Source organism: Thiemannella venezuelensis, assembly GCF_014203605.1.
GTDB lineage: Bacteria > Actinomycetota > Actinomycetes > Streptosporangiales > Streptosporangiaceae > Planomonospora_A > Planomonospora_A venezuelensis.
Genome location: NZ_JACHJJ010000034.1, coordinates 31,986 through 54,964, shown reverse-complemented (window position 1 = coordinate 54,964; position 22,979 = coordinate 31,986). Strand labels below are relative to the sequence as shown.

General features: G+C 73.9%; 22 protein-coding genes. 12 read left to right on the top strand and 10 right to left on the bottom strand.

Annotated features, from left to right (window positions below):
- Positions 1-93: 93 nt before the first annotated feature.
- The 5 genes from cysK to FHS22_RS33755 all read right to left on the bottom strand — a co-directional run bounded on the left by cysK (position 94) and on the right by FHS22_RS33755 (position 7,355).
- Positions 94-1,026, bottom strand: a complete 933-nt coding sequence (gene cysK / locus FHS22_RS33775; protein WP_338048063.1) for a cysteine synthase A — start codon at positions 1,024-1,026, stop codon at positions 94-96.
- The gene (epsC, locus tag FHS22_RS33770) at positions 1,023-1,580 is read right to left on the bottom strand and encodes a serine O-acetyltransferase EpsC (protein ID WP_184948260.1); all 558 of its coding nucleotides are present in this window, start codon (positions 1,578-1,580) and stop codon (positions 1,023-1,025) included. Before epsC ends, cysK begins: the two co-directional genes overlap by 4 nt.
- 349 nt (positions 1,581-1,929) lie before the next feature.
- Complete coding sequence (locus tag FHS22_RS33765; protein WP_377296945.1) at positions 1,930-3,654, bottom strand: sensor histidine kinase; 1,725 nt, start codon at positions 3,652-3,654, stop codon at positions 1,930-1,932.
- A gap of 169 nt (positions 3,655-3,823) precedes the next feature.
- On the bottom strand, positions 3,824-6,466 hold the full coding sequence (locus FHS22_RS33760) for an ATP-binding protein (protein ID WP_338048062.1): 2,643 nt from the start codon (positions 6,464-6,466) through the stop codon (positions 3,824-3,826).
- A 235-nt stretch (positions 6,467-6,701) separates the two neighbouring features.
- Positions 6,702-7,355, bottom strand: a complete 654-nt coding sequence (locus FHS22_RS33755; RefSeq protein WP_184948258.1) for a hypothetical protein — start codon at positions 7,353-7,355, stop codon at positions 6,702-6,704.
- A gap of 163 nt (positions 7,356-7,518) precedes the next feature.
- Between FHS22_RS33755 and FHS22_RS39460 the strand changes: the two genes are divergently transcribed.
- Positions 7,519-9,525 (top strand): histidine kinase, encoded by a 2,007-nt coding sequence (locus tag FHS22_RS39460; RefSeq protein WP_184948257.1) that lies wholly within the window; start codon positions 7,519-7,521, stop codon positions 9,523-9,525.
- Positions 9,518-10,168, top strand: coding sequence for a response regulator transcription factor (locus tag FHS22_RS33745; RefSeq protein WP_184948256.1), 651 nt, complete (start codon positions 9,518-9,520; stop codon positions 10,166-10,168). Before FHS22_RS39460 ends, FHS22_RS33745 begins: the two co-directional genes overlap by 8 nt.
- 116 nt (positions 10,169-10,284) lie before the next feature.
- Here the strand turns inward: FHS22_RS33745 and FHS22_RS33740 are convergent, their stop codons facing one another.
- Positions 10,285-11,376 (bottom strand): flavin-containing monooxygenase, encoded by a 1,092-nt coding sequence (locus FHS22_RS33740; protein WP_184948255.1) that lies wholly within the window; start codon positions 11,374-11,376, stop codon positions 10,285-10,287.
- A 43-nt stretch (positions 11,377-11,419) separates the two neighbouring features.
- On the opposite strand from FHS22_RS33740, the gene FHS22_RS33735 reads away from it, so the two are divergent.
- Entirely contained in the window at positions 11,420-11,758 is a 339-nt protein-coding gene (locus FHS22_RS33735; protein WP_260408553.1) for an ArsR/SmtB family transcription factor, read from the top strand.
- A gap of 17 nt (positions 11,759-11,775) precedes the next feature.
- Here FHS22_RS33735 and FHS22_RS33730 read toward each other — a convergent pair whose 3' ends face one another.
- Positions 11,776-12,360 carry a sigma-70 family RNA polymerase sigma factor gene (locus tag FHS22_RS33730; RefSeq protein WP_184948254.1) on the bottom strand — a complete coding sequence of 195 codons (585 nt, stop codon included), beginning with the start codon at positions 12,358-12,360 and terminating at the stop codon, positions 11,776-11,778.
- Positions 12,361-12,426: 66 nt separating this feature from the next.
- Entirely contained in the window at positions 12,427-12,654 is a 228-nt protein-coding gene (locus FHS22_RS33725) for a hypothetical protein (RefSeq protein ID WP_184948253.1), read from the bottom strand.
- Between the two features lie 170 nt (positions 12,655-12,824).
- Here FHS22_RS33725 and FHS22_RS33720 point away from each other — a divergent pair, with 170 nt between their 5' ends.
- The 3 genes from FHS22_RS33720 (at position 12,825) to FHS22_RS33710 (ending at position 15,802) form a co-directional block, all read left to right on the top strand.
- Complete coding sequence (locus FHS22_RS33720) at positions 12,825-12,965, top strand: hypothetical protein (protein ID WP_184948252.1); 141 nt, start codon at positions 12,825-12,827, stop codon at positions 12,963-12,965.
- 46 nt (positions 12,966-13,011) lie between these two features.
- Positions 13,012-14,502, top strand: coding sequence for an FAD-dependent oxidoreductase (locus tag FHS22_RS33715; protein ID WP_184948251.1), 1,491 nt, complete (start codon positions 13,012-13,014; stop codon positions 14,500-14,502).
- A gap of 61 nt (positions 14,503-14,563) precedes the next feature.
- On the top strand, positions 14,564-15,802 hold the full coding sequence (locus FHS22_RS33710; protein ID WP_338048061.1) for an MFS transporter: 1,239 nt from the start codon (positions 14,564-14,566) through the stop codon (positions 15,800-15,802).
- 70 nt (positions 15,803-15,872) lie between these two features.
- Here FHS22_RS33710 and FHS22_RS33705 read toward each other — a convergent pair whose 3' ends face one another.
- Both FHS22_RS33705 and FHS22_RS33700 read right to left on the bottom strand, forming a co-directional pair.
- Entirely contained in the window at positions 15,873-16,487 is a 615-nt protein-coding gene (locus tag FHS22_RS33705) for a GNAT family N-acetyltransferase (protein ID WP_260408552.1), read from the bottom strand.
- Between the two features lie 13 nt (positions 16,488-16,500).
- Positions 16,501-16,836, bottom strand: coding sequence for an ArsR/SmtB family transcription factor (locus tag FHS22_RS33700; protein ID WP_184948249.1), 336 nt, complete (start codon positions 16,834-16,836; stop codon positions 16,501-16,503).
- Between the two features lie 320 nt (positions 16,837-17,156).
- Here FHS22_RS33700 and FHS22_RS33695 point away from each other — a divergent pair, with 320 nt between their 5' ends.
- From FHS22_RS33695 to FHS22_RS33670, 6 genes are all read left to right on the top strand, one after another.
- On the top strand, positions 17,157-18,554 hold the full coding sequence (locus tag FHS22_RS33695; protein ID WP_184948248.1) for an MBL fold metallo-hydrolase: 1,398 nt from the start codon (positions 17,157-17,159) through the stop codon (positions 18,552-18,554).
- A 5-nt stretch (positions 18,555-18,559) separates the two neighbouring features.
- The gene (locus FHS22_RS33690; protein WP_184948247.1) at positions 18,560-18,700 is read left to right on the top strand and encodes a hypothetical protein; all 141 of its coding nucleotides are present in this window, start codon (positions 18,560-18,562) and stop codon (positions 18,698-18,700) included.
- A gap of 29 nt (positions 18,701-18,729) precedes the next feature.
- Complete coding sequence (locus tag FHS22_RS33685) at positions 18,730-18,912, top strand: hypothetical protein (RefSeq protein ID WP_184948246.1); 183 nt, start codon at positions 18,730-18,732, stop codon at positions 18,910-18,912.
- 171 nt (positions 18,913-19,083) lie between these two features.
- On the top strand, positions 19,084-19,902 hold the full coding sequence (locus FHS22_RS33680; RefSeq protein WP_338048060.1) for an ABC transporter ATP-binding protein: 819 nt from the start codon (positions 19,084-19,086) through the stop codon (positions 19,900-19,902).
- Between the two features lie 10 nt (positions 19,903-19,912).
- Entirely contained in the window at positions 19,913-20,899 is a 987-nt protein-coding gene (locus FHS22_RS33675; RefSeq protein WP_184948244.1) for an ABC transporter substrate-binding protein, read from the top strand.
- Positions 20,896-22,971, top strand: a complete 2,076-nt coding sequence (locus FHS22_RS33670; RefSeq protein WP_184948243.1) for an iron ABC transporter permease — start codon at positions 20,896-20,898, stop codon at positions 22,969-22,971. The genes FHS22_RS33675 and FHS22_RS33670 overlap by 4 nt, the downstream gene beginning before the upstream one ends.
- The last annotated feature ends 8 nt before the right edge of the window (positions 22,972-22,979 follow it).

The following is a 22,979-nucleotide window of genomic DNA, read 5'->3' as shown; positions in this document are numbered from 1 at the left end:
GCTCCTTCTCGTCGTCCGGCCGGCGGCCGGCGGTGGTCGTGGGTTCTGGGACGCCGCCCCGGGCTTTCCCGGGGACGGAGCCGCCTCGGGGGCCTACGCGGTGAACAGCGGAGTGCTGAGGTAGCGCTCGCCGGTGTCGGGGAGGACCACGACGACGAGGCGGCCCTCGTTCTCCGGCCGTGCGGCGACGGCGGTGGCGGCGTGCAGGGCGGCGCCGCCGGATACGCCCGCCAGGATGCCCTCGGTATGGGCCAGCCGCCGGGCCGCGTCGCGGGCGGCGTCCACGCCGACCTGGAGCACCTCGTCGTAGACGCCGGTGTCCAGCACCTCGGGCACGAAGCCCGCGCCCAGTCCCTGGATGCCATGCGGTCCCGGATCTCCTCCGGAGAGCACCGGGGACTCGGCGGGCTCGACCGCGACCACCCGCACGTCCGGTTTCTTCTCCCGCAGGAACCAGCCCACCCCCGTGACGGTGCCGCCGGTGCCGACGCCGCAGACGAGGACGCCGACCTCGCCGCCGGTGTCGTCCCAGATCTCCTGGGCGGTGGTGCGCAGGTGCACGTCGGGATTGGCCGGGTTGGCGAACTGCTGCGGCATGAACCAGCCGTGCTCGGCGGCCAGCCGGGCCGCTTCGGCCACCGCGCCCTTCATCCCGGAGGCGGCCGGGGTGAGGACGAGGTCGGCGCCGTACGCCGCGAGCAGGGCCCTGCGCTCGACGCTCATGCTCTCGGGCATGGTGAGCGTCAGCCGGTACCCCTTGGCCGCGGCCGCCATGGCCAGGCCGATGCCGGTGTTGCCGCTGGTGGGTTCGACGAGGTGCGCGCCGGGAACGAGGCGGCCGGTGTCCTCGGCCGCCTCGATCATCGCAAGGGCGATGCGGTCCTTGACGCTGCCGCCCGGATTGGCGGACTCCAGCTTGGCGACGAGGCCGCCGGGCAGGCCGGCGCCGAAGCGCGAGAGCCGTACCAGCGGGGTGCGGCCGACGAGGGACAGGACGCCGGGATGGATCGCGGGCATGGTGGTCATCTCCTGGTGGTGGCGCGGGAGAGCGAGCGGACGTTCGAGGCGGCGGGAGTGACGGAGGAGGGCGGGGCGCAGGCCCGGGCTCCGGCGGGCACGTCTCCCAGGACCAGGGCATGGGCGCCGACCACCGCGTCGTCGCCGACGTGCACGCGGCCCAGGATCGAAGCCCCCACACCGACGACGACCCGGTCGCCGAGGACGGGATGCCGGGCGGAGCCCTTGGCGTCGGCGTGGAAACCCCGGCCGCCGAGGGTGACATGGTGGTAGAGCGTGACGTCGTCGCCGACCACGGCGGTCTCGCCGATGACGACGCCCGTCCCGTGGTCGATGAAGAGCCGCCGCCCGATGCGGGCGCCGGGGTGGATCTCGACGCCGGTCAGGAGCCGGGCGAGCTGCGAGATGAGACGGGGCGCGAAGGGCACGCCGCGCAGGTGCAGCCGGTGGGACAGCCGGTGGGCCCACACCGCCCACAGGCCCGGGTAGAGCACGGCCTCGATCGTGCGGCCGCCGTGCAGCGCGGGGTCGCGGCGGCAGGCGGCGCGGAGGTCTTCGAGCATGGAGGGCGTCCTCGGCGAGATGTCGGTGATGGTGGGCGCCGGCCGGTCGGGCAGGGGATCCGCCGGGGCCTCGGGGAGGCGCCGGCGGGCCGCGGGAAGCGGCCGGACGCCGGAAGCCGCACGGTGTCAGGCCGCGGTACAGCGCTCGTCGAAGACCCGGCGGATGTGGAATCCGCTCATGGGGATCGCGAACCGCGATCCGGCCAGGCGGGGCGGATACGCATCGGACATGGCCCAAACGCTAGGCGCGGCCCCCCGCGGGGCGGCACCGCCGCAGGTCACCCCCGCGCAGGACCTTTGTCCCTGGAAGCCAGGGACCTCCGGCCCGGAAGACCGGCCCGCCCGGACCTCAGGGCGCGGAGGTCGTGTCCGGGGACCGCCTCCGGTCGAGGGGCACCCGCCAGCGCAGGCGGCTCCCGCCGCCCTCGGCCCGTTCGGCGGTGAACGTGCCGCCCAGGCGCGCCGCCCGCTCGGCGAGGTTGCGCAATCCGCTGCGGCGCCCGCCCTCGGGGATGCCGACGCCGTCGTCCTTGACCTCCAGCAGCAACGTGCCCTCGCTGACCCCCACCAGGACCTGGGCCCTGCCCGCCCGCGCGTGCCGGGCGACGTTGGACAGCGCCTCCCGCAGCACCGCCCGCAACTGCTCGGCCAGTTCCTCGGGCACCGTGTTGTCCAGCGGGCCCTCCAACCGGATCCCGGGCATGAAACCGAGCTGCTCGCGCGCCGCCTCCACCAGCTCCGTCACCTGGCCGCGCAGGCTGCGGACGGCGCCGGACGCCGGCGGCGGAGCCTGCAGCGCGAAGATCGTGGAGCGGATCTCCTTGATGGTCTGGTCCAGCTCGTCCACCGCGTGCTGCAGCCGGCCCGCCGCGGTGGGGTCGTCCACCCTCTTGACCATGCTCATCAAGGTCATGGCGACCGCGAACAGCCGCTGGATGACCACGTCGTGCAGATCCTTGGCGATGCGGTCGCGGTCCTCCAGCAGGCCCAGCCGCTCGGCGTCGCGGCGCGCGTCGGCCAGCTCCAGCGCGACCGCCGCCTGATCACCCAGCGCCTCGGCCATCCGCAGGTCCGCCTCGTTGAACGACGGCGACCCGGCCTGTTTGGCCAGGCCGAGCACGCCGCGGACCGCTCCGGCCTTGCCCAGCGGCACGGCGATCGCCGGTCCCAGCGGCACGTCCCGCAGGTAGGGCGGGTAGGCCGTGTGCTCGCGCAGATCCGGCGTGCTCTGCGTCTCGCCGGTGCGCAGCGCGGCGCCGGCCGGCGAGTCCTCCGGCGACAGGTCCTGGCCGCGCAGGTGCTCGGCGCCGAGCCCTCCGGCGATCTCGATCCGGATGCCCTCGCCGTGCGGGAAGCTCACCGTGACCGTGTCGGCGTGGGTCAGCTCCCGGGCGCGCCGGGCCATGGTGGCCAGCACCTGGCCGGGATCGTCACCCGAGAGCAGGCCGGTGGTCATCTCGGTGGAGACCCGCAGCCAGTCTTCGCGCCGCCGGGTCTCGTCGTACAGCCGGGCGTTCTCGATCGCCACGCCCGCGGCCGTGGCCAGCGCGACCACCACGGCCTCGTCCTCGTCGTCGAAAACGCCCCCTCTGGCCTTCTCGGTCAGGTAGAGGTTGCCGAACACCTCGTCGCGGACCCGGATGGGCACACCCAGGAAGCCGCGCATCGGCGGGTGGCCCTCGGGGAAGCCGTACGACTCGGGGTGGTCGGTGATGTCGGCCATCCGGAGCGTCTGCGGCTCCTTGACCAGCAGCCCGAGCAGGCCCTTGCCGTGCGGCCAGTGGTCGACCCGCGCGATCTCCTCCTCGGTCATCCCCACCGGGATGAACCGCTCCAGCGTGCCGCCCTCGCCGACCACGCCGAGCGCCCCGTAGCGGGCGTCGACCAGCCGGGTGGCCGCCTCGATGATCCGCCGGAGCACGGTCTCCAGGTCCAGGTCGCTGCCGACCGAGACGACGGCCTCCAGCAGGGCGTGCACCCGGTCCCGGGTCGCCAGCACCGCCTCCAGCCGGTCCTGCAGCTCCGACAGCAGCTCATCCAGCCGCATGTGCGGAACCAACGGCCTGCCGCCCACGCCCACTCCTTCACGTCCCGGGCCGATCCTCCCCGGACCAGTCTTCCACCCCGCGCCGGCGGGCGGGGAAGCCGGTGCCCGGCCTCGCTCCGCTCCGGCGGACACCTCCCGGTGCGCTCGGGCCGGCGCGGGCGGGCCGGGGCCCGCCGGGATCCCGTCGCCCGGCGGCTCAGTGCGGTGCCGACGGATCGACCGGCAGGCGTACCGTGAAGACGGTGCCGCCGCCCTCCCTCGGCGCGGCGACGATGCCGCCCCCGTGCGCCTCGACGATCGATTTGGTGATGGCCAGGCCCAGGCCGGTGCCCTTGATCCCGGAATCCACCGCGGTGGAGGCGCGGAAGAACCGGTCGAACAGCCGCGGGTACTGCTCGGCGGGGATTCCGATGCCGGTGTCGGCGACGGTCAGCACGACCGTTCCCTTCCGGCCGTCTCCCTTCCGGCCGTCTCCCTTCCGGCCGTCTCCCTTCCGGCCGTCTCCCTTCCGGCAGGCCCCGTTCCCGGTGCTCTCCCCGTCGCAGCCGGCGGTGACGGTGACGGTGCCCCCGTCGGGGGTGTACTTGATCGCGTTGGAGAGCAGGTTGTCCAGCACCTGGCGGAGCCGCATCGGGTCGCCGTGCACGGGCAGGTGGCGGTCCAGTTCCGTGACGACGGACAGGTGCCTGGCCTCGGCGGCGGCCCGGTGCTCGTCCACGGCCTGGTTCACCAGCCGGGTCAGCGAGAGCGGGCGGGGGTCGATGCCGACGTGGCCCGCGTCGAGGCGGGCCAGGTCCAGCAGGCCGTCGACCAGGTGCTGGAGGTGGGTGCTCTTGCGGTCGATCACGTCGGCGAACACGCGCTGCGCGTCGTCCAGGCCCGGATCGTCCAGGAGCAGTTCGGCGTAGTTGCGGACCACGGCGACGGGGGAGCGCAACTCGTGGCTGACCACGGCGACCAGTTCGTCCTTCATCCGGTCCAGCTCCCGCAGCCGGCGGACCTGCTCGCGCTCCCGGGCGAGCAGGCGTTCGTGATCCTCCTGCAGCTTGCGCCGCTCGGTGATGTCGGTGGAGACGCCGTCGGCGAAGAGCCGGCCGTTCTCCCGGTACGGGACCGTCCGGCTCCAGACCCAGCGGGTGACGCCGTCCAGGCCGGTGAGGCGGTACTCGGCCCGGGCGGGTCTCCCGGTACGCATCACGGCGTGCATGTCGGCGTAGTCCTGCCGGTCGTCGGGATGGACGTGTTCTTCGACGAAGGTGACCGCGTCGAAGCTCTGGGGGAGCTGACCGCCGAATATCCCGGTGGTGTTCCCGCTCAGGTAGAGCACGCGCACCCGGTCGTCGTCGATCTCGATGGTCCACACCAGGTCGTCGACCTGGGAGACGACCTGGTCGAAGCGGCGGCGGCTGGCGGTCAGGGCCAGCGCGAGGTCCTCGGCCCGGCGGCGCTCCATGTACCGGCCGACGTGGGCGCACACGTCGCCGAGCAGGTCGAGCAGCTCGTCGTCGGGCTCCTCGACGGTGTCGGAGAAGAAGGTCAGTACGGCCAGCACCCGTTCGCCGCTGTGCACCGGGAGCCCGACGGCCGTGCGCAGGCCGGAGCCGAGCGCCTCTTCGAGGCGGACCATGACCTCCGGTTCGGCGCGCAGGTCGCGGATCCAGAGCGGGCGGCCGGAGTCCTGCACCCGCCCGGGCAGCCCCTGCCCGGAGCGCAGGGTCATCGGGTCCTCGCCGGTGAAGTCCGGCAGCTTCCGGCCGGGCCGTACCCAGGATCCGGCGCGGGTGATGCGGGTCTCCCCGGGGGCGATCTGCCAGTACTCGCCGCAGGTCCAGCCGAGCGTGCCGGTGATCGCGCCGATCACGCCGTGGGCGGCCTGCTCGGCGGAGCCCGCATCGGCCAGTGCCTGCGTCACGGCGTGCCGGATGCTGCGGCGCAGCTCGACCCGGCGCTGGACGGTGACGTCGTGGGCGGCGGTCACCGCGCCGAGGTTGCGTCCGCCGGGGGCGGTGAGCGGATGGCCGTTGACGAGGAACCGGCGCGGGGGCCTCCCCGGGGTGCGGACCACGACCTCCTGGCCGGTGAACCGCTCCCTCATGGCCCGGACCAAGGGGAGTTCGTCGACCGCCAGCAGGTGCTTCCCGTCGGGGTGGAACAGCTGGTAGACCCGCGCCCACTGGCTCTTGTCCGCCAGTGTCTCCTCCGTCTGGAGGGCTTCCCGCATCGGCGTGTTGAAGCGGGCGATCCGGCCCTCGGCGTCACAGGCGGCGACCGGGACGTCGAGGCTGTCCAGCAGGGCCGACAGGAACGTGCGCTCCTCCTCCAGCTCCTGCCGGGCCCTGCGCTCGGCCGACCGGGAGGCGATCTCCGCCTCCGCCATCGAGGCCAGGTCCTCCAGCGTCTCCAGCTCGTCGTGCCGCCATGAGTGGGAGTGGTCGTCGATCACGCACAGGGCGCCCAGCGGCCGGCCTTCGGGCGAATGCAGCGGCATGCCGGCGTAGGCGGTCAGTTCTCCGCGGGAGACGGCCCCGATCCCGCGCCACCGCTCGTCGCGCCGGGCGTCGGCCACCAGCAGCGGCGCGTCGTCGACGATCAGGTGCCGGCACATCGACTGCGACAGGGGCGTCTGCCGCCTGGACGGGGACCCGTTGATCCCCGCGGAACTCAGGATGATCTGCCGGTCCTCGGTGATCAGCGTCACCATCGCCGCCCGCACGTGCAGCAGGCGGATCGCCATCCGGGTCACCTGGTCCAGGAGCGGAGCGCGGGAAGTCTCCAGCAGACCCGTTTCGCGTAGCGCCTCAAGCCGCTTCGGATCATGGATTTGGTCTTCCGTCTTCACGGTCTCATCTCCCGTGGATCACTCGACGGCGATTCTTATAGAGACAAGACGTTCCTACCCTTATCGCACTCAACATCCCATTTATTGATACTTGTTCTAATGTTGTCCTGCCGGTCGGCCGGCCCCGTCCGTACGGCCCGCCGCGCCGGAGCCGGGAATCCGCCCTGGACGGGCGGTCCCCGCGCCCCTCGCGTCACGCCGCGTGCCGTACGGGGGAGACGGCGGTCGCGCCGGGTCAGTCACGCGGGAGGACCAGGCCGGGACGGAGGGCGAGGAGTGCGCCGAGCGCGGCGTAGCCGATGAGCAGGTGCCCGCCGCCGACCCAGCGCGACGCGCCCTCGCCGAACGCGATGAACAGCGGCACCGTCACCACGCCCCAGCTCTCCGCGATCAGCGGCCACCAGCGCAGCGGCCCCCGCCACCGGCCGGCCGCCGCCAGTTTCACGCTGATGATCATCATTCCCAGCATGGACAGCGGCCAGAAGGCGTCGAGGACGCCCAGTGCCATGTGGTCCTGGGCGGGCTCGGGGAGCAGCCCGTGCAGCAGCGACCACACACTGGCCAGGCCGAGCAGGACGAGCTCGACCTTGAGCATGACCCTGGAGGTCCGCGACAAGCCCGTCGCCCGGGTCCGGATCTGGATGGTGAGCAGGGCGAACACGCCCGCCTGGAAGGCGAGGCCGGTCAGGTCGCCGACGCGTTCCGCGAACCCCTCGTTCACGGTTCCGAAGAGGAAGATGCTCGTGGCCCAGGCCAGGGTGCCCGCGGTGAGCGCGAGGCCGAGTCGGCGCACGGCGGAGGGGGTGATGCCGCCGGGGGCGGACGGCCGGTCGTGGGCGGGAACGTCGGTCCTGGCCCTGGCCGGGGTGGTGCTGATGTGGGTGTTCATGGCCGTTCCTTTCTTGTCGTGGCACCAGCCTCCGCGCCGGGAGACCCGGGCGGGCAGAGGCCGGTGTCCCGTTCCGGACGGGACCGGTGCCCCGAGACCAGAGGGACACGAATCGGGTGTAATTCGTGTCATGACAGATAAGGGACGAGTAGCGTTGTCGGTCGTGCCTGCCGTCGCCGGCCTGGTCATCGCGGTCGCGACGGTGGCGCTGGACGTCCGCGCGGGCGGAGTCCCGGTGCCGGACGCGGCGGGGCTGGAGCCCGGCTGGCCTTCGGCGCTGTCGGGGCTGGCGATGCTCGTGCCGGGCGCGCTGCTGTTGCGCATGCTGCCGCGCCACGCCGTGGCCTGGGTGCTGACCGGGTTCGGGCTGCTGTGGCTGGTGGACGGCCTGGCGGTGAGCTGGGCGGTGCACGCCGTCTACGTGGTGCCGGGGACGCCGGGCGCGTCGGCCGCCTACTGGTTCTACGCCCGTTTCGGCGCCACACTGCTGCTCGGGCTGCCGATACTGATCCTGCTGTTCCCGGACGGGCGGCTGCCGGCGGGCCGGGTCTGGCGCGCGCTGTCGGTCACGAGCCTGGCGTTCACCGGGCTGCTGTCCGCTCTGGTGATCACGGCGCCGGCGGCGGTTCTGACGCGGTTCCACGGCGTCCCACTGCCGCCCGAGATCGCCCGACTGGATCTCGACCCGCTGGCGATCGCACTGCCGTACGGGTTCTGGGAGCCCGCGCTGCAGGTGGCGTACCCGTCGATCCTGGTGAGCCTGGTGATCCCGTTCGCGGTGACGGTGAGCCGTTACCGGGCGGCCGACCCCGAACGGCGAGCCCAGATCCGGTGGCTGATGTGGGCGGCGCTGGTGGACATGATCGTGCTGCTGCTGCCGCTGCGGGTACCGCCCGAGGTGCCGGTGGCGACGTTCGTCCTGGCCATCGCTCTCACATCGGCGGCGGTGGTCGTGGCGGTCGCCAAATACCGGCTGTACGACATCGACAGGCTGCTGTCGGCCACTGTGGCCTACGGGGCGCTGGCCGCGCTGGTGGTGCTGGTGGACGTGGCGGTGTTCACGGTGGCGGGCAGCGTGCTCGGCGAGCGCGACTCCGCCCTGGCCGCGATCGCGATCGTCGCCGTGCTCTACGCGCCGCTGCGCGGCTGGCTGTGGCGCGGGGTGCGACGGCTCGTACGCGGGACGGGACACGATCCCTACGCCGCGGTCTCCACACTGGCCGAGCGGCTGGAGCTGGCGACCGATCCGGACGAGCAGCTGATCGCGGTCGCGACGACGCTGGCCCAGGCGTTCCGGCTCGTCTACGTGCGGGTGGAGATCGAACGCCCGAACGGAGACCGATCCGTGGTGGAGCACGGCACGCCCCGCGGGCCCTCGGTGTCGCTGCCGGTGGCGTACCGGGGCGAGGTCGTGGGGCGGCTGGTGCTGTGCCGTACCGACCTGAGCGAGGGCGACCAGCGGCTGCTGGGCGATCTCGTACGGCAGGCCGCCGCGGCCGCCCGGGCCACCGAGCTCAGCGCCGACCTGCAACGCATCCGCGCCCAGATGGTCCTGGCCCGAGAGGAGGAGCGCCGCAGACTCCGCCGCGACCTGCACGACGGGCTGGGCCCGACCCTGGGCGCGCTGCGGCTGCGCGTCGAGGCGGCGCGCAATCTCGCGGCCACCGATCCCGCCCAGGCCGACCGGTTGCTGGAGCAGACGGCGGGCGAGGTGTCCGGAGTGCTGACGGAGGTGCGCAGGCTGGTGCACGACCTGCGCCCGCCGGCGCTCGACGAGCTGGGCCTGCTGCGCGCGATCGAGCAGCAGGCCGGCAGGTTCCGCTCGGCCGCACTCGACGTCCGTGTCACCGGCGACGGCGCGCTGGACGCGCTGCCTGCGGCGGTGGAGGTGGCGGCCTACCGTATTGTGTCCGAGGCGCTGGCCAACGTGGTCAAGCACGCGGGCGCGGTGCGCTGCGACATCACCCTGCGTGTCCGGGAAGGCGCGCTCGACGTGGCGGTACGCGACGACGGCACGGGAATCGCGCCCGACGTGGTGGCCGGGGTCGGCATGCAGTCGCTGCGTGAGCGCGCGGCCGAGCTGGGCGGGGACTGCCGGGTGAGCTGCCCTCCGGGCGGCGGGACCCTGGTCGGCGCGCGGTTGCCGATAGAGGAGGTGGCGGGTGTCTGAGGAGGCCATCCGCGTGTTGCTGGCCGACGACCACCCGGTCTACCGGGACGGGCTCGCGGTGCTGCTCGGCTCCATCCCGGGCATCGAGGTGGCGGGAACGGCCGCGGACGGCGCGGAGGCGGTCGAGCGCGCCGCCGGCCTGCAGCCCGACGTGATCGTGATGGACGTGCGGATGCCCGGGCTCGACGGCATCGAGGCCACCCGGCGGATCGTGGCCGACAGCCCGCACATCGGCGTCGTCGTGCTGACCATGTCGGAGGAGGACGCCACCCTGTTCGCGGCCATGCGCGCCGGCGCCCGCGGTTACCTGCTCAAGGGAGCCGGTCAGGCGGAGATCGTCCGCGCGATCACCGCCGTCGCGCACGGCGAGACGATCTTCGGCCCGGCCGTCGCGTCGCGGGTGGCCGAGTTCTTCCAGAACCCCGCGGCCGTCGGCAACCCGGTGTTCCCGCAGCTCACGTCGCGCGAGCGGGAGATCCTCGCACTGGTCGCGGCCGGCCGGTCCAACGCGCAGATCGCCTCGGCCCTTTTCCTGTCGCCGAAGACGGTGCGCAACAACGTTTCCAACATCTTCGCCAAGATGCACGTCGCCGACCGCGCCGAGGCCATCGTCCGGGCCCGTGACGCCGGTCTCGGCCGTTGAGGCGAGCGGCGGGACGGCGCCTCGGGGCCGGGATCACGTGTCCGGGTCCCTCGGGGGGAACCGGCCCCGTCATTCCGCGGCCGGGGGTACGGCGGGCGTGACCGGGGCCGGGCCGTTCACCGGCCCGTCCGGGCCCTCGGGCGGATGCCGCGGCGGGCCTTGAGGTGACCGGCCAGGCGCCGGGCCAGGTGCGCGGCGTCGCGGCCGACGCCGCGCAGGGTGTTGGAGGAGGGGCTGCGCTGCCATTCCAGGCCCAGGAAACCGAGCCCGGCGTGGACGGCGGACAGGCCGCCGCGCCGGAGGGGGCGGCCCAGTCCGTCCAGGGCGCCGAGCGCATGCAGGTAGGGCAGGTGGGGCCGGTATCCGGTGGCGAAGATGACCGCGTCGACGTGCTCCCGGGTTCCGTCGGCCCAGATCACCTCCTCGCCGGCGAAACCGGTGAACATCTCCCGCCGGTCCATCCGTCCCTCGGCCAGGGCACGGCGGTAGCGGCCGTCATCGAGGACCGGCGTGGTCGGCGGGGAGGCGATCAGGCGGGCGGGCAGCCGGTCGAAACCGGTCACGGTGAACCAGAAGTGCAGGTCACGTCCAAGGGGGCGCTGGTCGACGAAGCGGATCGCCGTGCGAGTCGCCAGGGTGACCGCGGCGACGGGGGCGAGGTCGTGGGCGATCTGGACGGCGGAGTTTCCCGCGCCGACCACCACGATGCGCCGGCCGGCGTAGGGGGACGGGGCGCGGTAGGCGGCGGCGTGCAGAATCCGTCCCGTGAAGCGCTCCTGCCCCGGGAGGGCGGGCAGGCACGGGTTGCCGAAGGAGCCGCTCGCGGCGATCACCGCGGGTGCGGGCAGGGCGGTGCCGTCGGCGAGCCGGACGACGAGATCGCCGCCCTCGGCCCGCACCTCGGTGACGGCGGCACCGGTGCGGATCTCGGCGTCCAGGCCGGCCGCGTAGCGCTCCAGGTAGGCGACGACCTCGTCGCGGTGCGGGTAGCGGTCCGGATCCCCTCCGAACGGCGCGCCGGGCAGGGCGCTGTGGCGGGCGGGGGAGAACAGGGTGAGGCTGTCGTAGTAGGCGGGCCAGGATCCGGCCGTGCGCGGGCCGGCCTCCAGCACCAGCGGGCGCAGGCCCGCGTTCAGCAGGGCGTGGGCGGCGGCCAGGCCGGACTGCCCGGCGCCGATGACGGCGACGTCGAAAGGGGGAGTGCTCATACGTTCGCATCATATTGTCATTTCGCGAAATGACAATATGAAGATGATGGGTGATGCTATGACCGTGAACACCGACGGGATCGAGCTGACGGACGCGGCCCGCGCCCTGCTCAAGGCTCTGGCCAGCGACACCCGCCAGCAGATCCTCATGCTGTTCTCCGGCGGAGCCGAGCTGACCGTGGGCCAGGTCGCCGAGCGCCTGAACCTAGCGCAGTCGGCGGCCTCCGCCCAGCTGGCGACCCTGCGCGAGGGCGGTGTGCTGGCCGCGCGGCGGGAGTGGAAGACCGTCTACTACCGCGCCGACCCGCAGCGGATCGGCCGGGCGCTGGGCGACCTGCAGGCGTGCCTGCGCGCCTGCTGCCCGCCGGCCGACCGCCCGTAAGGCCCGGATCCGGCCGGTCAGCCGCCGCACGGGCAGGGGGCCGAGGAGGGCCGGACCGCCCGCACGTCGCCGCGGACGTCGGTGACGACCTGGCAGCAGGCCAGCAGCAGGGCGCGCAGCCGGGCCCGGGCGCGCTGGACGCGCGACTTCATCCCGGGTACCGACAGGCCGAGCCGCCGGGCGGCTTCGGCCTGGGTGAGGCCGTCGTAGTCGACCAGCGCGATCGCCTGGCGGTCGCGCTGGGGCAGTCGTGCGAGCATCGGGGCCAGGCATCCCGCCAGCGCGGTCAGCGCGCCGGGGTCGGCCGTCTCGGAGGTCAGGCCGCGGTCGAAGGCGGCCCTGGCATGGGCGCGGTCCGCCCGGGCGGCCGCGCGACGGTGGTCGATGATCGCGTTGCGGGTGATCTGGTAGACCCAGGCCTCCAGCCGCCCGGTGTCGCGGAGGCCGGCGGCGCCGCGGCCGATGCGTATCAGGACCTCCTGGACGATGTCCTCGGCCTCGTCGGGCCGGTCGAGACGGGAGGCGACGAAGGCGACCAGCCGGGCGCGCATCTGGATGACCGCCGCCGTGGGGTCGGCCGTGTGCCGGGTGTGCGGTGTCACGATCTTCCTCTTTCCGGGGTGTCCGGGACCGGACCTCCTCGGTCCGGTCCCGGGCTCGTGCGGGTGTTACCGGCAGCCGCAGCCGCCGGGCGCCGGAGCGGCCGCCTGGTCGTTCGGGGCGCCTGCCGCGGTTCCGCAGCAGGCGCCCTTGTCCTCGGGCGCGCAGCAGGTCTGCAGGGCGGTGGCCGGGCAGCAGGCCGTGGCGGGCGCCTCGGCGGCCGGGGCGGTCGTGGTGGTGCCGGTCGTGGTGGTGCCGGTCGTGGTGGTGCTGGTCGTGGTGTCGGTCGTGGTCATGGTGGTCGTCCTCTCGTTCGGGTGGACACGTCACCGGGGTAGACGGCGGACCCGGGGAACGGATGCACCTGGGTGATCCGGCTGATTAGACCAGCACCTAATTTGACATTTCTCTAATCAGAGTGGCAGGCTGACATTGATTAGACAAGCTTCGAAACAAGGAGTGCGGGATGCGATTCCTGCTGCGCCGCCGCCGTCCGAACGCCGCGACCGTCGTCTTCGACGAGGTCACCGGTGCCGTCTGCGACCCCGCCTGCCGGGCCGAGGCCGTCATGGAACGCGCCCGCGCCACCGTCTGGCTCACCCGCTGAATCCCGCCCGCAACCCGGCCGTCCGTACACCCCAGGAGGAGAGATCATGAACAGTGGATGCTGCGGCCCGGCCGCCCCCGCCGAGCAGACCGCGCAGACCGTGCAGACCGTACCGGCCGTCCGCGACGAACAGGCCGGGCGGGCGGTCCGGGCCCGGGCTGTCGACCCGCGCCTGGACGCCCTGCCGGTGGCGGTGATCGGCGCGGGTCCGGCGGGCCTGGCCGCCGCCGCGCACCTGGCCGCCCGCGGCCTGGACTTCCTGCTGCTGGAGGCCGGACCCCGGGTTGGCGCCTCGATCGCCCGGTGGGGGCACGTGCGGACCTTCAGCCCGTGGAAGTACGACATCGACGCCGCCGCCCGCCGCCTGCTGGAGGCGACCGGCTGGAACGCCCCGGATCCGGACTGGCTGCCCACCGGCGCCGAACTCGTCGAGCGGTATCTGGCCCCGCTGGCCGCCCATCCGGCGATCGCGCCGCAGCTGCGGCTGAACGCGCGGGTGACCGGGATCAGCCGCACCGGATTCGACCGGGTCCGCACCACCGGCCGCGAGCAGGCCCCCTTCCTGGTCCGCCTGGCCGACGGCGGTGAGATCACCGCCCGTGCGGTCATCGACGCCTCCGGCACCTGGGCCACCCCGAACGCGCTGGGAGCCTGCGGCCTGCCCGCCCACGGCGAGGCCGAGGCCGAGGCCGCCGGATTCGTCGACCACGCCCTGCCCGACGTGCTGGGCGCCGACCGCGCGACCTACGCCGGCAGGCACACCCTGGTCGTCGGCGCCGGCCACTCGGCGGCCACCACCCTGCTCGCGCTGGCCGCCCTGGCCGGGGACGTCCCGCAGACCCGGATCACCTGGGCGATCCGCGCCGGGTCGGCGGCCCGTGCCTACGGCGGCGGCGCGGCCGACGCGCTGCCGGCCCGCGGCGCGCTCGGCACCCGGCTGCGCGAACTCGTCGAGACCGGTCGCGTCACGCTGCTGACCGGTTTCTTCACCCACTCGGTCACCGTCGACGGCGGGGCCGTGACGGTGGTCGGCCGGGATCCGTCCGGGAACGAGCAGAAGGTCGCCGCCGACCGGATCGTGGCCGCCACCGGCTACCGGCCCGACCACTCCATCGCGAGCGAACTGCGTCTGGACCTGGACGCGGTCCTGGGCTCCACCCGCGCGCTGGCGCCGCTGATCGACCCCAACCACCATTCGTGCGGCACCGTGCCCGCGCACGGCGCCGACGAGCTCGCCCATCCCGAGCCGGGTTACTACGCCGTCGGGGTCAAGAGCTACGGCCGGGCCCCGACCTTCCTGATGGCCACCGGTTACGAGCAGGTCCGCTCGGTGGTGGCGGCCATCGCCGGAGACTGGGAGGCCGCCCGCGACGTGCGGCTGGAGCTGCCCGAGACCGGCGTGTGCTCGTCGAGCCTGGCCGAGGCGCAGGAGGCCCGGGTCGGGCTGGCCACCGGGGTCGGCGGCGGCCTGTCGGCGGCTCCGCTGCCCCTGGCGGGAGTCGGGGCCGCCGGGAACGAGGGCGGCTGCTGCGGCTGAGCCGTGCCGTGATCCGTGAGGAGAGAACCGGGAGGAAACGATGTCCCAGAGGTGTCCGATCGTGCCGCGGACCGCCGGGGCGGCCGGCGGCGCGCGGCTGGTCGCGGCGCTTGCGGTCACCCAGACCGCCGGGTACGGCGTGCTGTACTACGCCTTCGCCGTCCTGCTGGTCCCCATGAGCCGCGACCTGAACGCGGACACCGCCCAGGTCGCCGGAGCGCTGACGACGTCGGTGCTGACCGCGGCGCTCGCCGCGCCGCTGGTGGGGCGCCTGCTGGACGCGCGCGGTGGCCGGACCTTGATGACGGCCGGGTCCGTGCTCGGCGCGGCCGCCGTACTGGCCTGGTCGCAGGTCACCACCCTGGCGCAGTTGTACGCGGTGCTGGCCGTGGCGGGCGCCGCCTCGGCGATGGTGCTGTACGAGGCGGCCTTCGCCGTCCTCGTCGCCGTCACCCCGCCTGCGCGCCGATCCCGGGCGCTGTTGGCGGTCACCATCGTGGCCGGATTCGCCTCCAGCGTCTTCCTGCCGCTGACCGGATTCCTCGTTCAGGCGTACGGCTGGCGCACGGCCCTGGTCATCCTCGCCGCCGTCTACGCGGTGCCGGCCATCCCGTTGCACGCGGCGGTCCTGCCCCGCCGAGGGCCCGGTGGAGAGCCCGGTGGAGAGCCCGGTCACGGCGCCACCGGGCCGGAACCGAGGCCGGGCCGGTCCGAGATCGTGCGCGCCGCGCTGCGGGGGCGGGCGTTCTGGCTGCTGGCCGCGGCCTTCCTCGCCCAGACCGGTGCCGTCGCGGTGGTCGCCGTGCTGCTGGTCGCCTACCTCGTCGTCCTCGGCCATCCCCCGGTGTTCGCCGCCACCGTCGCCGGACTGCTCGGCGTCCTGTCGGTCACCGGCCGCCTGGTCGGCACCGCCCTGTCCGGACGGTGGCCCGTCGCCCGGGTCACCGCCGCCGTATTCGCCCTGCAGGGCGTCGGAGCGGTCCTGCTGCCGGTCATCGGCCGCGGCCCGGGGGGCGCGATCACGGCGGTTACCCTGTTCGGGCTCGGCTTCGGGGTGGCGACCATCGCCCGGCCCGCCCTCCTGGCCGACCGCTACGGCACCGCCGCCTACGGCGGTGTCAGCGGAGCCCTGGCCCTGCCCGTCACCGCGGCCAAGGCCGCGGCTCCGCTGCTGGCCGCCGCCGCGGTCCCGGTGATCGGCTACGGCGTGGTGATGTCGGCCGTGGCGCTGGCCTGCGGGCTGGCCGCGGTCGCGCTGACGGCCTACCACCGCGTACCGCTCAGGCCGGTGCCGAAGTAAGGGGTTCCGTCATGGCCTGGGCCTCGCCCGGGCCGGTGCCTGCTGCGCGCCGCCGTCTCACGGCGGTGTCTCACCGGCCGGCGACCGTGCTGCGCCGCTCCATCAGCACGACGTCCCGCCAGACGCCGTGGTGGCGGCCGAGGCGTTCGCGCACGCCCACGGTGCGGAAGCCCAGGGCCTCGTGCAGACGCAGGCTGGCGGTGTTCTCCGGGAAGATCCCGGCCTGGATCGTCCAGACGCCGGCGTCCTCGCCGGCGGCGATGAAGGCGGTCAGCAGCGCGCGGCCGATGCCGTGGGTCCGGCGACCGGGATGGACGTAGACGCTGTGCTCGACGACCCCGGCATAGACGCACCGGGACGAGACAGGCGAGGCGGCCACCCAGCCGAGGACGCGTCCGGTGGCGGTGTCCGCGGCGACGTGGCTCAGGCCGGGCAGCTTGCCGCGGCTGAAGGCCTCCCAGCCGGGCGCGGTGGTCTCGAAGCCGGCGTCGCCGGTGTCGAGCCCGGCCTGGTAGATCGCCAGGACCTCGTCGGCGTCGGCCTCGCACATCGGGCGGATGGCGACGCCGGGCGGAGCGGCGGTCCCGCCCGCCGGAGGCAGGCCGCCGGATCCGCCGTCGGCCTCACCGCCGGGCACGGTGCGGGCCGGATGGGAGCATCGCCCGGCCATCTCGTCGCGGGTCATCGCCGGTCCTCCTTCACTCGCACGCCGGGGCCGCCGGCACCGGGTTGCCCATCACCACGTCGGCGGCGGTGGGGAAGCGGCCGACGCAGTTCTCGTTGATCCGGTAGAGGCTGGAGGCGCCCCGCCTGTCCACCAGCACGAACCGGACCTCGGCCAGGATCTTCAGGTGGTGCGAGACCGTCGACTGGCCCACTCCGGAGACCTCCACGATCTCGCCCACGCTCATCGGCCGCCGCCGCCGGGCCAGCAGCGACACGATCTGGATGCGCGTGGCGTCGGCCAGCGCCTTGAACCAGCTCGCGTACTCCTCGGCGGAGGCGCGATCCAGCGGTTCCACGTCCTCATTCATCGATTATCGACGATATTCGATTATTCAATGCCCGGCAACCCCGCTCCGCCGTCGGCCGGGGAACGGGAGGACCCGGGCGGAGCGGTCCCGGGACGCGGGGATCCCCTCAGCCGCTCCCGGACCCCAGGTGAAAGCCGCTCCGGGGAATCCCGGATGCCGTTCCGTAAGATGACCGTTGACGAGCTGCGGCGCGGCGGCCTGACCGGCGCCGACGTCCGGCAGCGGGCCGGCCTGCCGCTGGAGGACCGCCGGGGCTCCGGCGCCGGGCACCCGGCCTGACGGACCCGGTCCCGGCGGCGACACGTGAAGGCGGCGACACGATGACCACGATCCACGTCGAGGTGGTGGAGACCTCCTCTCTGGGCGACCGCAGTCATCTGGCTCACGACGGGCGGGTCGCGCTGGTGGTCGACCCGCAGCGCGACATCGACCGGATCCTGGCCCTGGCCGGCCGGCTGGGCGTGCGCGTCACGCACGTGGCCGAGACGCACCTGCACAACGACTACGTCTCCGGCGGTCTGGCCCTGGCAAAGGTGACCGGCGCGGCCTACCTGGTCGCCGGCGCCGACGCCGTCGGATTCGACCGGCTGGCCGTGGCCGACGGCGATGAGATCCCCCTTTCGGAGGGAATGCGGGTCTCCGCGGTGGCCACGCCGGGCCACACCTTCAACCACCTGTCGTACATGCTGACCGGCCCGGACGGACCGGTGGGCGTGTTCACCGGCGGATCGCTGCTGTTCGGCACGACCGGCCGTACCGACCTGCTCGGCGCCCGGCACGCCCGCACCCTGGCCCACCGCCAGCACGCCTCGGCGCGCCGCCTGGCCGACCTGCTGCCCGACGGCGCGCACGTCTGGCCCACCCACGGATTCGGCAGCTTCTGCTCGGCGGGCCGGTCCGACGCATCCGCCTCCACCATCGGCAGGGAGAAGCAGGCCAACGCGGCGCTGCGGCTGGAGGCCGACGACTTCGTCGCCCGGACCCTGGCCGGTCTGGACGCCTACCCGGCCTACTACGCCCACATGGGCGCGCGCAACACGACCGGCGCCGACCTGATCGACCTGACCCCGGCCGAGACCGCCGGCGCGGATCGGCTGCGTGAGCGGATCGAGGCCGGAGAGTGGGTGGTGGACCTGCGCTCGCGAAAGGCCTTCGCCCACCGGCATCTGGCGGGCACGATCAGCTTCGGCCTGGACGGGCCGATGTCCACCTGGCTGGGCTGGATGGCCCCGTGGGGTGCGCCCGTCACGCTGCTGGGCGAGACGGCCGAACAGGTCGCCGCCGCCCAGCGCGAGCTGGCCCGCATCGGCATCGACCGTCCGGCCGCCGCCGCGACCGGCGGCCCCGAGCGGTGGGCCGGCGGAGAGGAGAGCCGCCTGGTCGGGCTGACGGTGGCCGCGTTCGCCGACCTGGCCGCCGTCCGCGCCGGCCGTTCCCCGCGCCGCCTGCCGGCCGCCGACGTCGTGCTGGACGTGCGGATGGGCAACGAGTGGCGGGCCGGGCGCATCGAGGGCGCCGTCCACATCCCGCTGCCCGACCTGCCGGACCGGCTGGCGGAGGTGCCGGAGGGGACGGTGTGGGTGCACTGCGGCTCGGGCTACCGGGCCGCCGCCGCCACCAGCCTGCTGGTCCGCGCCGGACGCCGGGCGGTGCACATCGACGACGCCTACGCCGAAGCCGCCGCCGCGGGTCTGGCCGTCACCGGTCCCGAGGACTGACCGGCGTGGTCGCCTCCCGGCTGCCCCGGAGATTCGACCCCCGCACCCTGCCCGCAGAGCTGAGGGACCTGGCGGACGAGCCGCTGAGGCTCATCCTGCTGCGCAGGGCGATGTACATCGCCGTCGAGGGCTTCCTGCCCTACTGACCGGCTCCTATACCGAAAGAACGCCGGGCGTGCCCGGCCGTACGGTCGTCACCAGCACCGTCAGGTTCAGAGGCTGGGGCAGCAAGATCACGATCAAGGCGCCGCCCGCCCGCTCCGTCATCGGCTTCGAGGACCTCCTGCAGATGGAGGGGGCGATGCCTGCGACGCCCCGGCTGCCCGTCCCCGTCCCGCTCCCCGGCCGCGAACGGTGAGCACCTCGCCGCTGCGGCCGCAGGTCCCTTCCGGCTCCGGCCGCCCGGGCCGTCCGGTCCGGGCGGCCGTACGGAACGCCTCGATGCGGTCACGGAGGTGTCACCGGTTCGCGGATCATGATCAAAGGGGACGAAGTTGACATTCAGCTAGGTAAGGCTAACCTAATCTCCGTGACCGAGAAGATCTCGCTGCGCGGAGCCGACCTGCGTCTCAGCTACCATGGCGCCACCGCCGTCGAGAGCGGCCACCTCACCTTGAGGCAGGGATGCGTGACGGCCCTGGTGGGTCCGAACGGCAGCGGCAAGTCCACCTTGCTGCGAGCGCTGGCCCGGCTCCACAGGCCGACGGCGGGCACGGTGACGCTGGCCGACGGCGCGTCCGCCCTGGACATGCCGGCCCGCGACTTCGCCAAGCGGGTCACACTGCTGGCCCAGAGCCGTCCCACGCCGTCCGGAGTCAGGGTCCGGGATGTGGTCGGATACGGCAGGCACCCCTACCGGAGCCGGTGGCGGGCGGACGACCCCGACGGCGAGGCCGCGGTGGCCAGGGCGATGGAGCTCACCGGCGTCACGGAGATGGCCGACCGCCCGGCGGACGAGCTGTCGGGCGGCGAACTGCAGCGCGTGTGGCTGGCCACCTGCCTGGCGCAGGACACCGGCGTCCTGCTCCTGGACGAGCCCACCACCTTCCTGGACCTGCGCTACCAGATCGAGCTGCTGGAACTGGTGCGCGACCTGGCCGATGAGCACGACGTGGCCGTCGGCGTCGTCCTGCACGACCTGAACCAGGCCGCCGAGCTGGCCGACCACGTCGTCCTGCTGCACCGCGGCCGCGTCCGGGCCGACGGGCCGCCCGCCGAGGTCCTCACCGAGGAACTGCTCACCGACGTGTACGGCATCCGCATCGAGGTCACGCACGACCCGAGGACGGGGACGGTGATCACCCGGCCGATCGGCCGGCACACCAGAAGCGTCTCTGCAACAACCTGACAGGAATACCATGAACCCCCTGCGCACCGCCCTCGTGGCCGTGGCCGCCATCGCCGTGCTCGGCGCCTGCGGCACCACCGAGACCGCCGCCCCGGCGCCGGCCGCTTCCGGCGGTACGGCCTCCGCCGCCCCCATCACCGTGACCGACGACCGAGGCAAGCAGATCACCCTCGACCGTCCCGCCGTCAAGGTGGTCGCCCTGGAGTGGGGCGAGGCCGAGATGGTGGTCGGCCTCGGCGTCATGCCGGTCGGAGTGGCCGACGTCAAGGGTTACGGCACCTGGGTGACCGCGGCCAAGCTCGACCCCTCGGTCAAGGACGTCGGCACCCGTCAGGAGCCGAGCGTCGACTCCATCGTCGCCCTCCAGCCGGACCTGATCGTCATGGAGGCCAAGCGCGACTCCGCGCTGGTGTCGCAGCTGGAGAAGTTCGTCCCCGTCATCGTGATGACCGGCAGCGACGCGAAGGACAACCTGGGCCGGATGCGCAAGGACCTCAAGACGATCGCCACCGCGCTGGGCAAGACCGCAGAGGCCGACAAGCTCCTGGCCGACATGGACGCCGCGCTGGCCGACGGCAAAGCCAAGCTCGCCGCCGCGGGCTTCGCCGGCAAGCCGTTCGTCATGGCCGACGGCTGGAAGGACGGCAGCAAGATCTCCATTCGTCCGTTCGGCAAGGGCGCGCTGGTCTCCGACGTCGCCACGCAGCTCGGGCTGACCAACGCCTGGACGGGCGAGGTGGACCCGGTGTGGGGGCTGGGCAACACCGACGTCGAGGGCCTGACCGCGCTGAAGGACCCCGACACCCGCTTCTTCTACAACGCCTCCGACGGCGTCGACGTCTTCGCCGACGGGCTGGCCTCCAACGCCATCTGGAAGAAGCTGCCGTTCGTCGAGAAGAACCAGGTCACCAAGCTGCCCGACGGCATCTGGACCTTCGGTGGTCCGCTGTCGTCCAAGCAGTACGCCGAGGCCGTCGTGAAGGCCTACACCGGTTGAGCACCTCGGTCCAGGCCCCGCCGGCGCCCGCCACCACACCGCTGCGGCGGCTGGGCGGCGCCGGCGTGGTCCTCCTGACGCTGGCGGCGGTCGTCCTGGCCGCCGCGGTCCACATGACGCAGGGCACGTCGTCGATCGGCGCGCTCGACCTGCTCCGCCTGCCGTTCGGCGACGGCGAGAGCGAGGCCGCCCGGATCCTGGTGGCCTCCAGGCTGCCTCGGTTGCTGGCCGGTGTCACCGTCGGCGTCGCCCTGGGCGTGGCCGGCGCGCTGCTGCAGTCCGTCTCCCGCAACCCCATGGCCTCGCCCGACACGCTGGCGGTCAGCTCCGGCGCCTATTTCGCGGTCGCCGCGGCGGCCGCCTTCGGCCTGACGCTGCCGCTGGCCCTGTCGGGCATACTCGCCCTGCTGGGCGGGCTGGCGGCGGCCGCCCTCGTGATGGCGCTGGCCGCGGGCGGCCGGACCGGCACCACCCGGCTGATCCTTGCGGGCTCGGCGACCGCGCTGGCGCTCCACTCGCTCACCAACCTGGTGATGATCCTCTTCGAGGAGGAGACCACCGGCCTGTTCGCCTGGGGCAGCGGCTCGCTCGTGCAGAGCGACCTGGAAGCCGTCACGCAGATGGGGCCGCTGATCCTGGCGGCCCTGGCCGCCGCCGTACTGGCCGGGCCGAGGCTCGACATCCTCGGCCTGGGCGACGACACCGCCACGGTGCTCGGCGTCAACGTCAGGCGGCTGCGCCTGTGGGCCACACTCCTGTCCGTCGTGCTGGCCGCCGCCGCGGTGACCGTCGCGGGCCCCGTCGGGTTCGTCGGCCTGTGCGCGCCGGTGATCGTCAGACTGCTCCCGGGCGTGCACGGCCACCGGACGACGCTGCCGCTGACGGGCCTCGTCGGCGTGCTCGTCGTCCTGGCCTCCGACATCGCGCTGCGCGCCGTCTTCGGCGGGCAGGCGGGCGTGGACGTGCCGCCCGGCGTGGTGACCACGCTGCTGGGCGCCGTGGTGATGGTGTGGCTGGCCCGCCGCTACCGGGACGCCGGACCGACCCGCCAGCCGCCGATCGTGCGCGTCGCGGCCCGCTCGCGCGCGGCCTTCCTGACCGTGGCGGCGGCCTGCGCGGTCCTGCTCGCCGGAGCGGTCTTCCTCGGCATGCTCGGCGGCGACACCTGGGTCCTGGGCGGCGACCTGGTCAACTGGCTGAACGGGCGGACCGGCCGCGGCCTCACCTTCGTGCTGGACCAGCGCTATCCCCGGGTCCTCGCCGCGGTGCTCGCCGGCGCCGCGCTGGCCGCCGCGGGCACGGCCGTCCAGGCCGTGTGCCGCAACCCGCTGGCCGAGCCCGGCGTGCTCGGCGTCACCGCCGGTGCGGGCGTGGGCGCGATCTCGCTGCTGGTCCTCGTGCCGCTCGCCGGGATCTGGCCGATGTCCGCGGCGGCCATGACCGGAGCGCTGGTCGCCGCCGCCGTGGTGTACCTGCTGTCGTGGCGAGGCGGGCTGAGCTCCGACCGCCTGGTGCTGATCGGCGTCGGCGTTCAGGCGGCGTGCACCGCCATCACCGTGATGATCATCGTGAAGGCCGACCCGTGGAACACCGCCATGGCCCTGACCTGGCTGTCCGGCTCCACCTACGGCCGCCTCCCCGTCCAGCTCGTCCCGGTCGCGCTGGCCCTGGTCCTGGTGGTCCCGCTGATCGTCTGGCTCCGTCGCGACCTCGACCTGCTCGCCCTGGACGAGGACACCCCCCGCATCCTCGGCGTCCCCCTGGAGCCGGTACGGCTGGCCGCCCTGGGCGGCTCGGTCCTGCTGACCGCCACCGCGGTCTCCGCCGTGGGCGTGGTCGGGTTCGTGGGCCTGATCGCCCCGCACGCCGCCCGTGCCCTGGTCGGGGCGGGTCACGCCCGCGTCCTTCCCGTGGCGGTGCTCCTCGGCGCCCTGCTGGTGAGCCTGGCCGACACGCTGGGACGCACCGTCATCGCCCCGGCGCAGGTGCCCGCGGGGATCGTCACCGCCCTGCTCGGCACGCCGTACTTCGTCTGGCTGCTGTGGCGCTCGCGCGCGCAGGCGGACCGCTGACCGGCGGA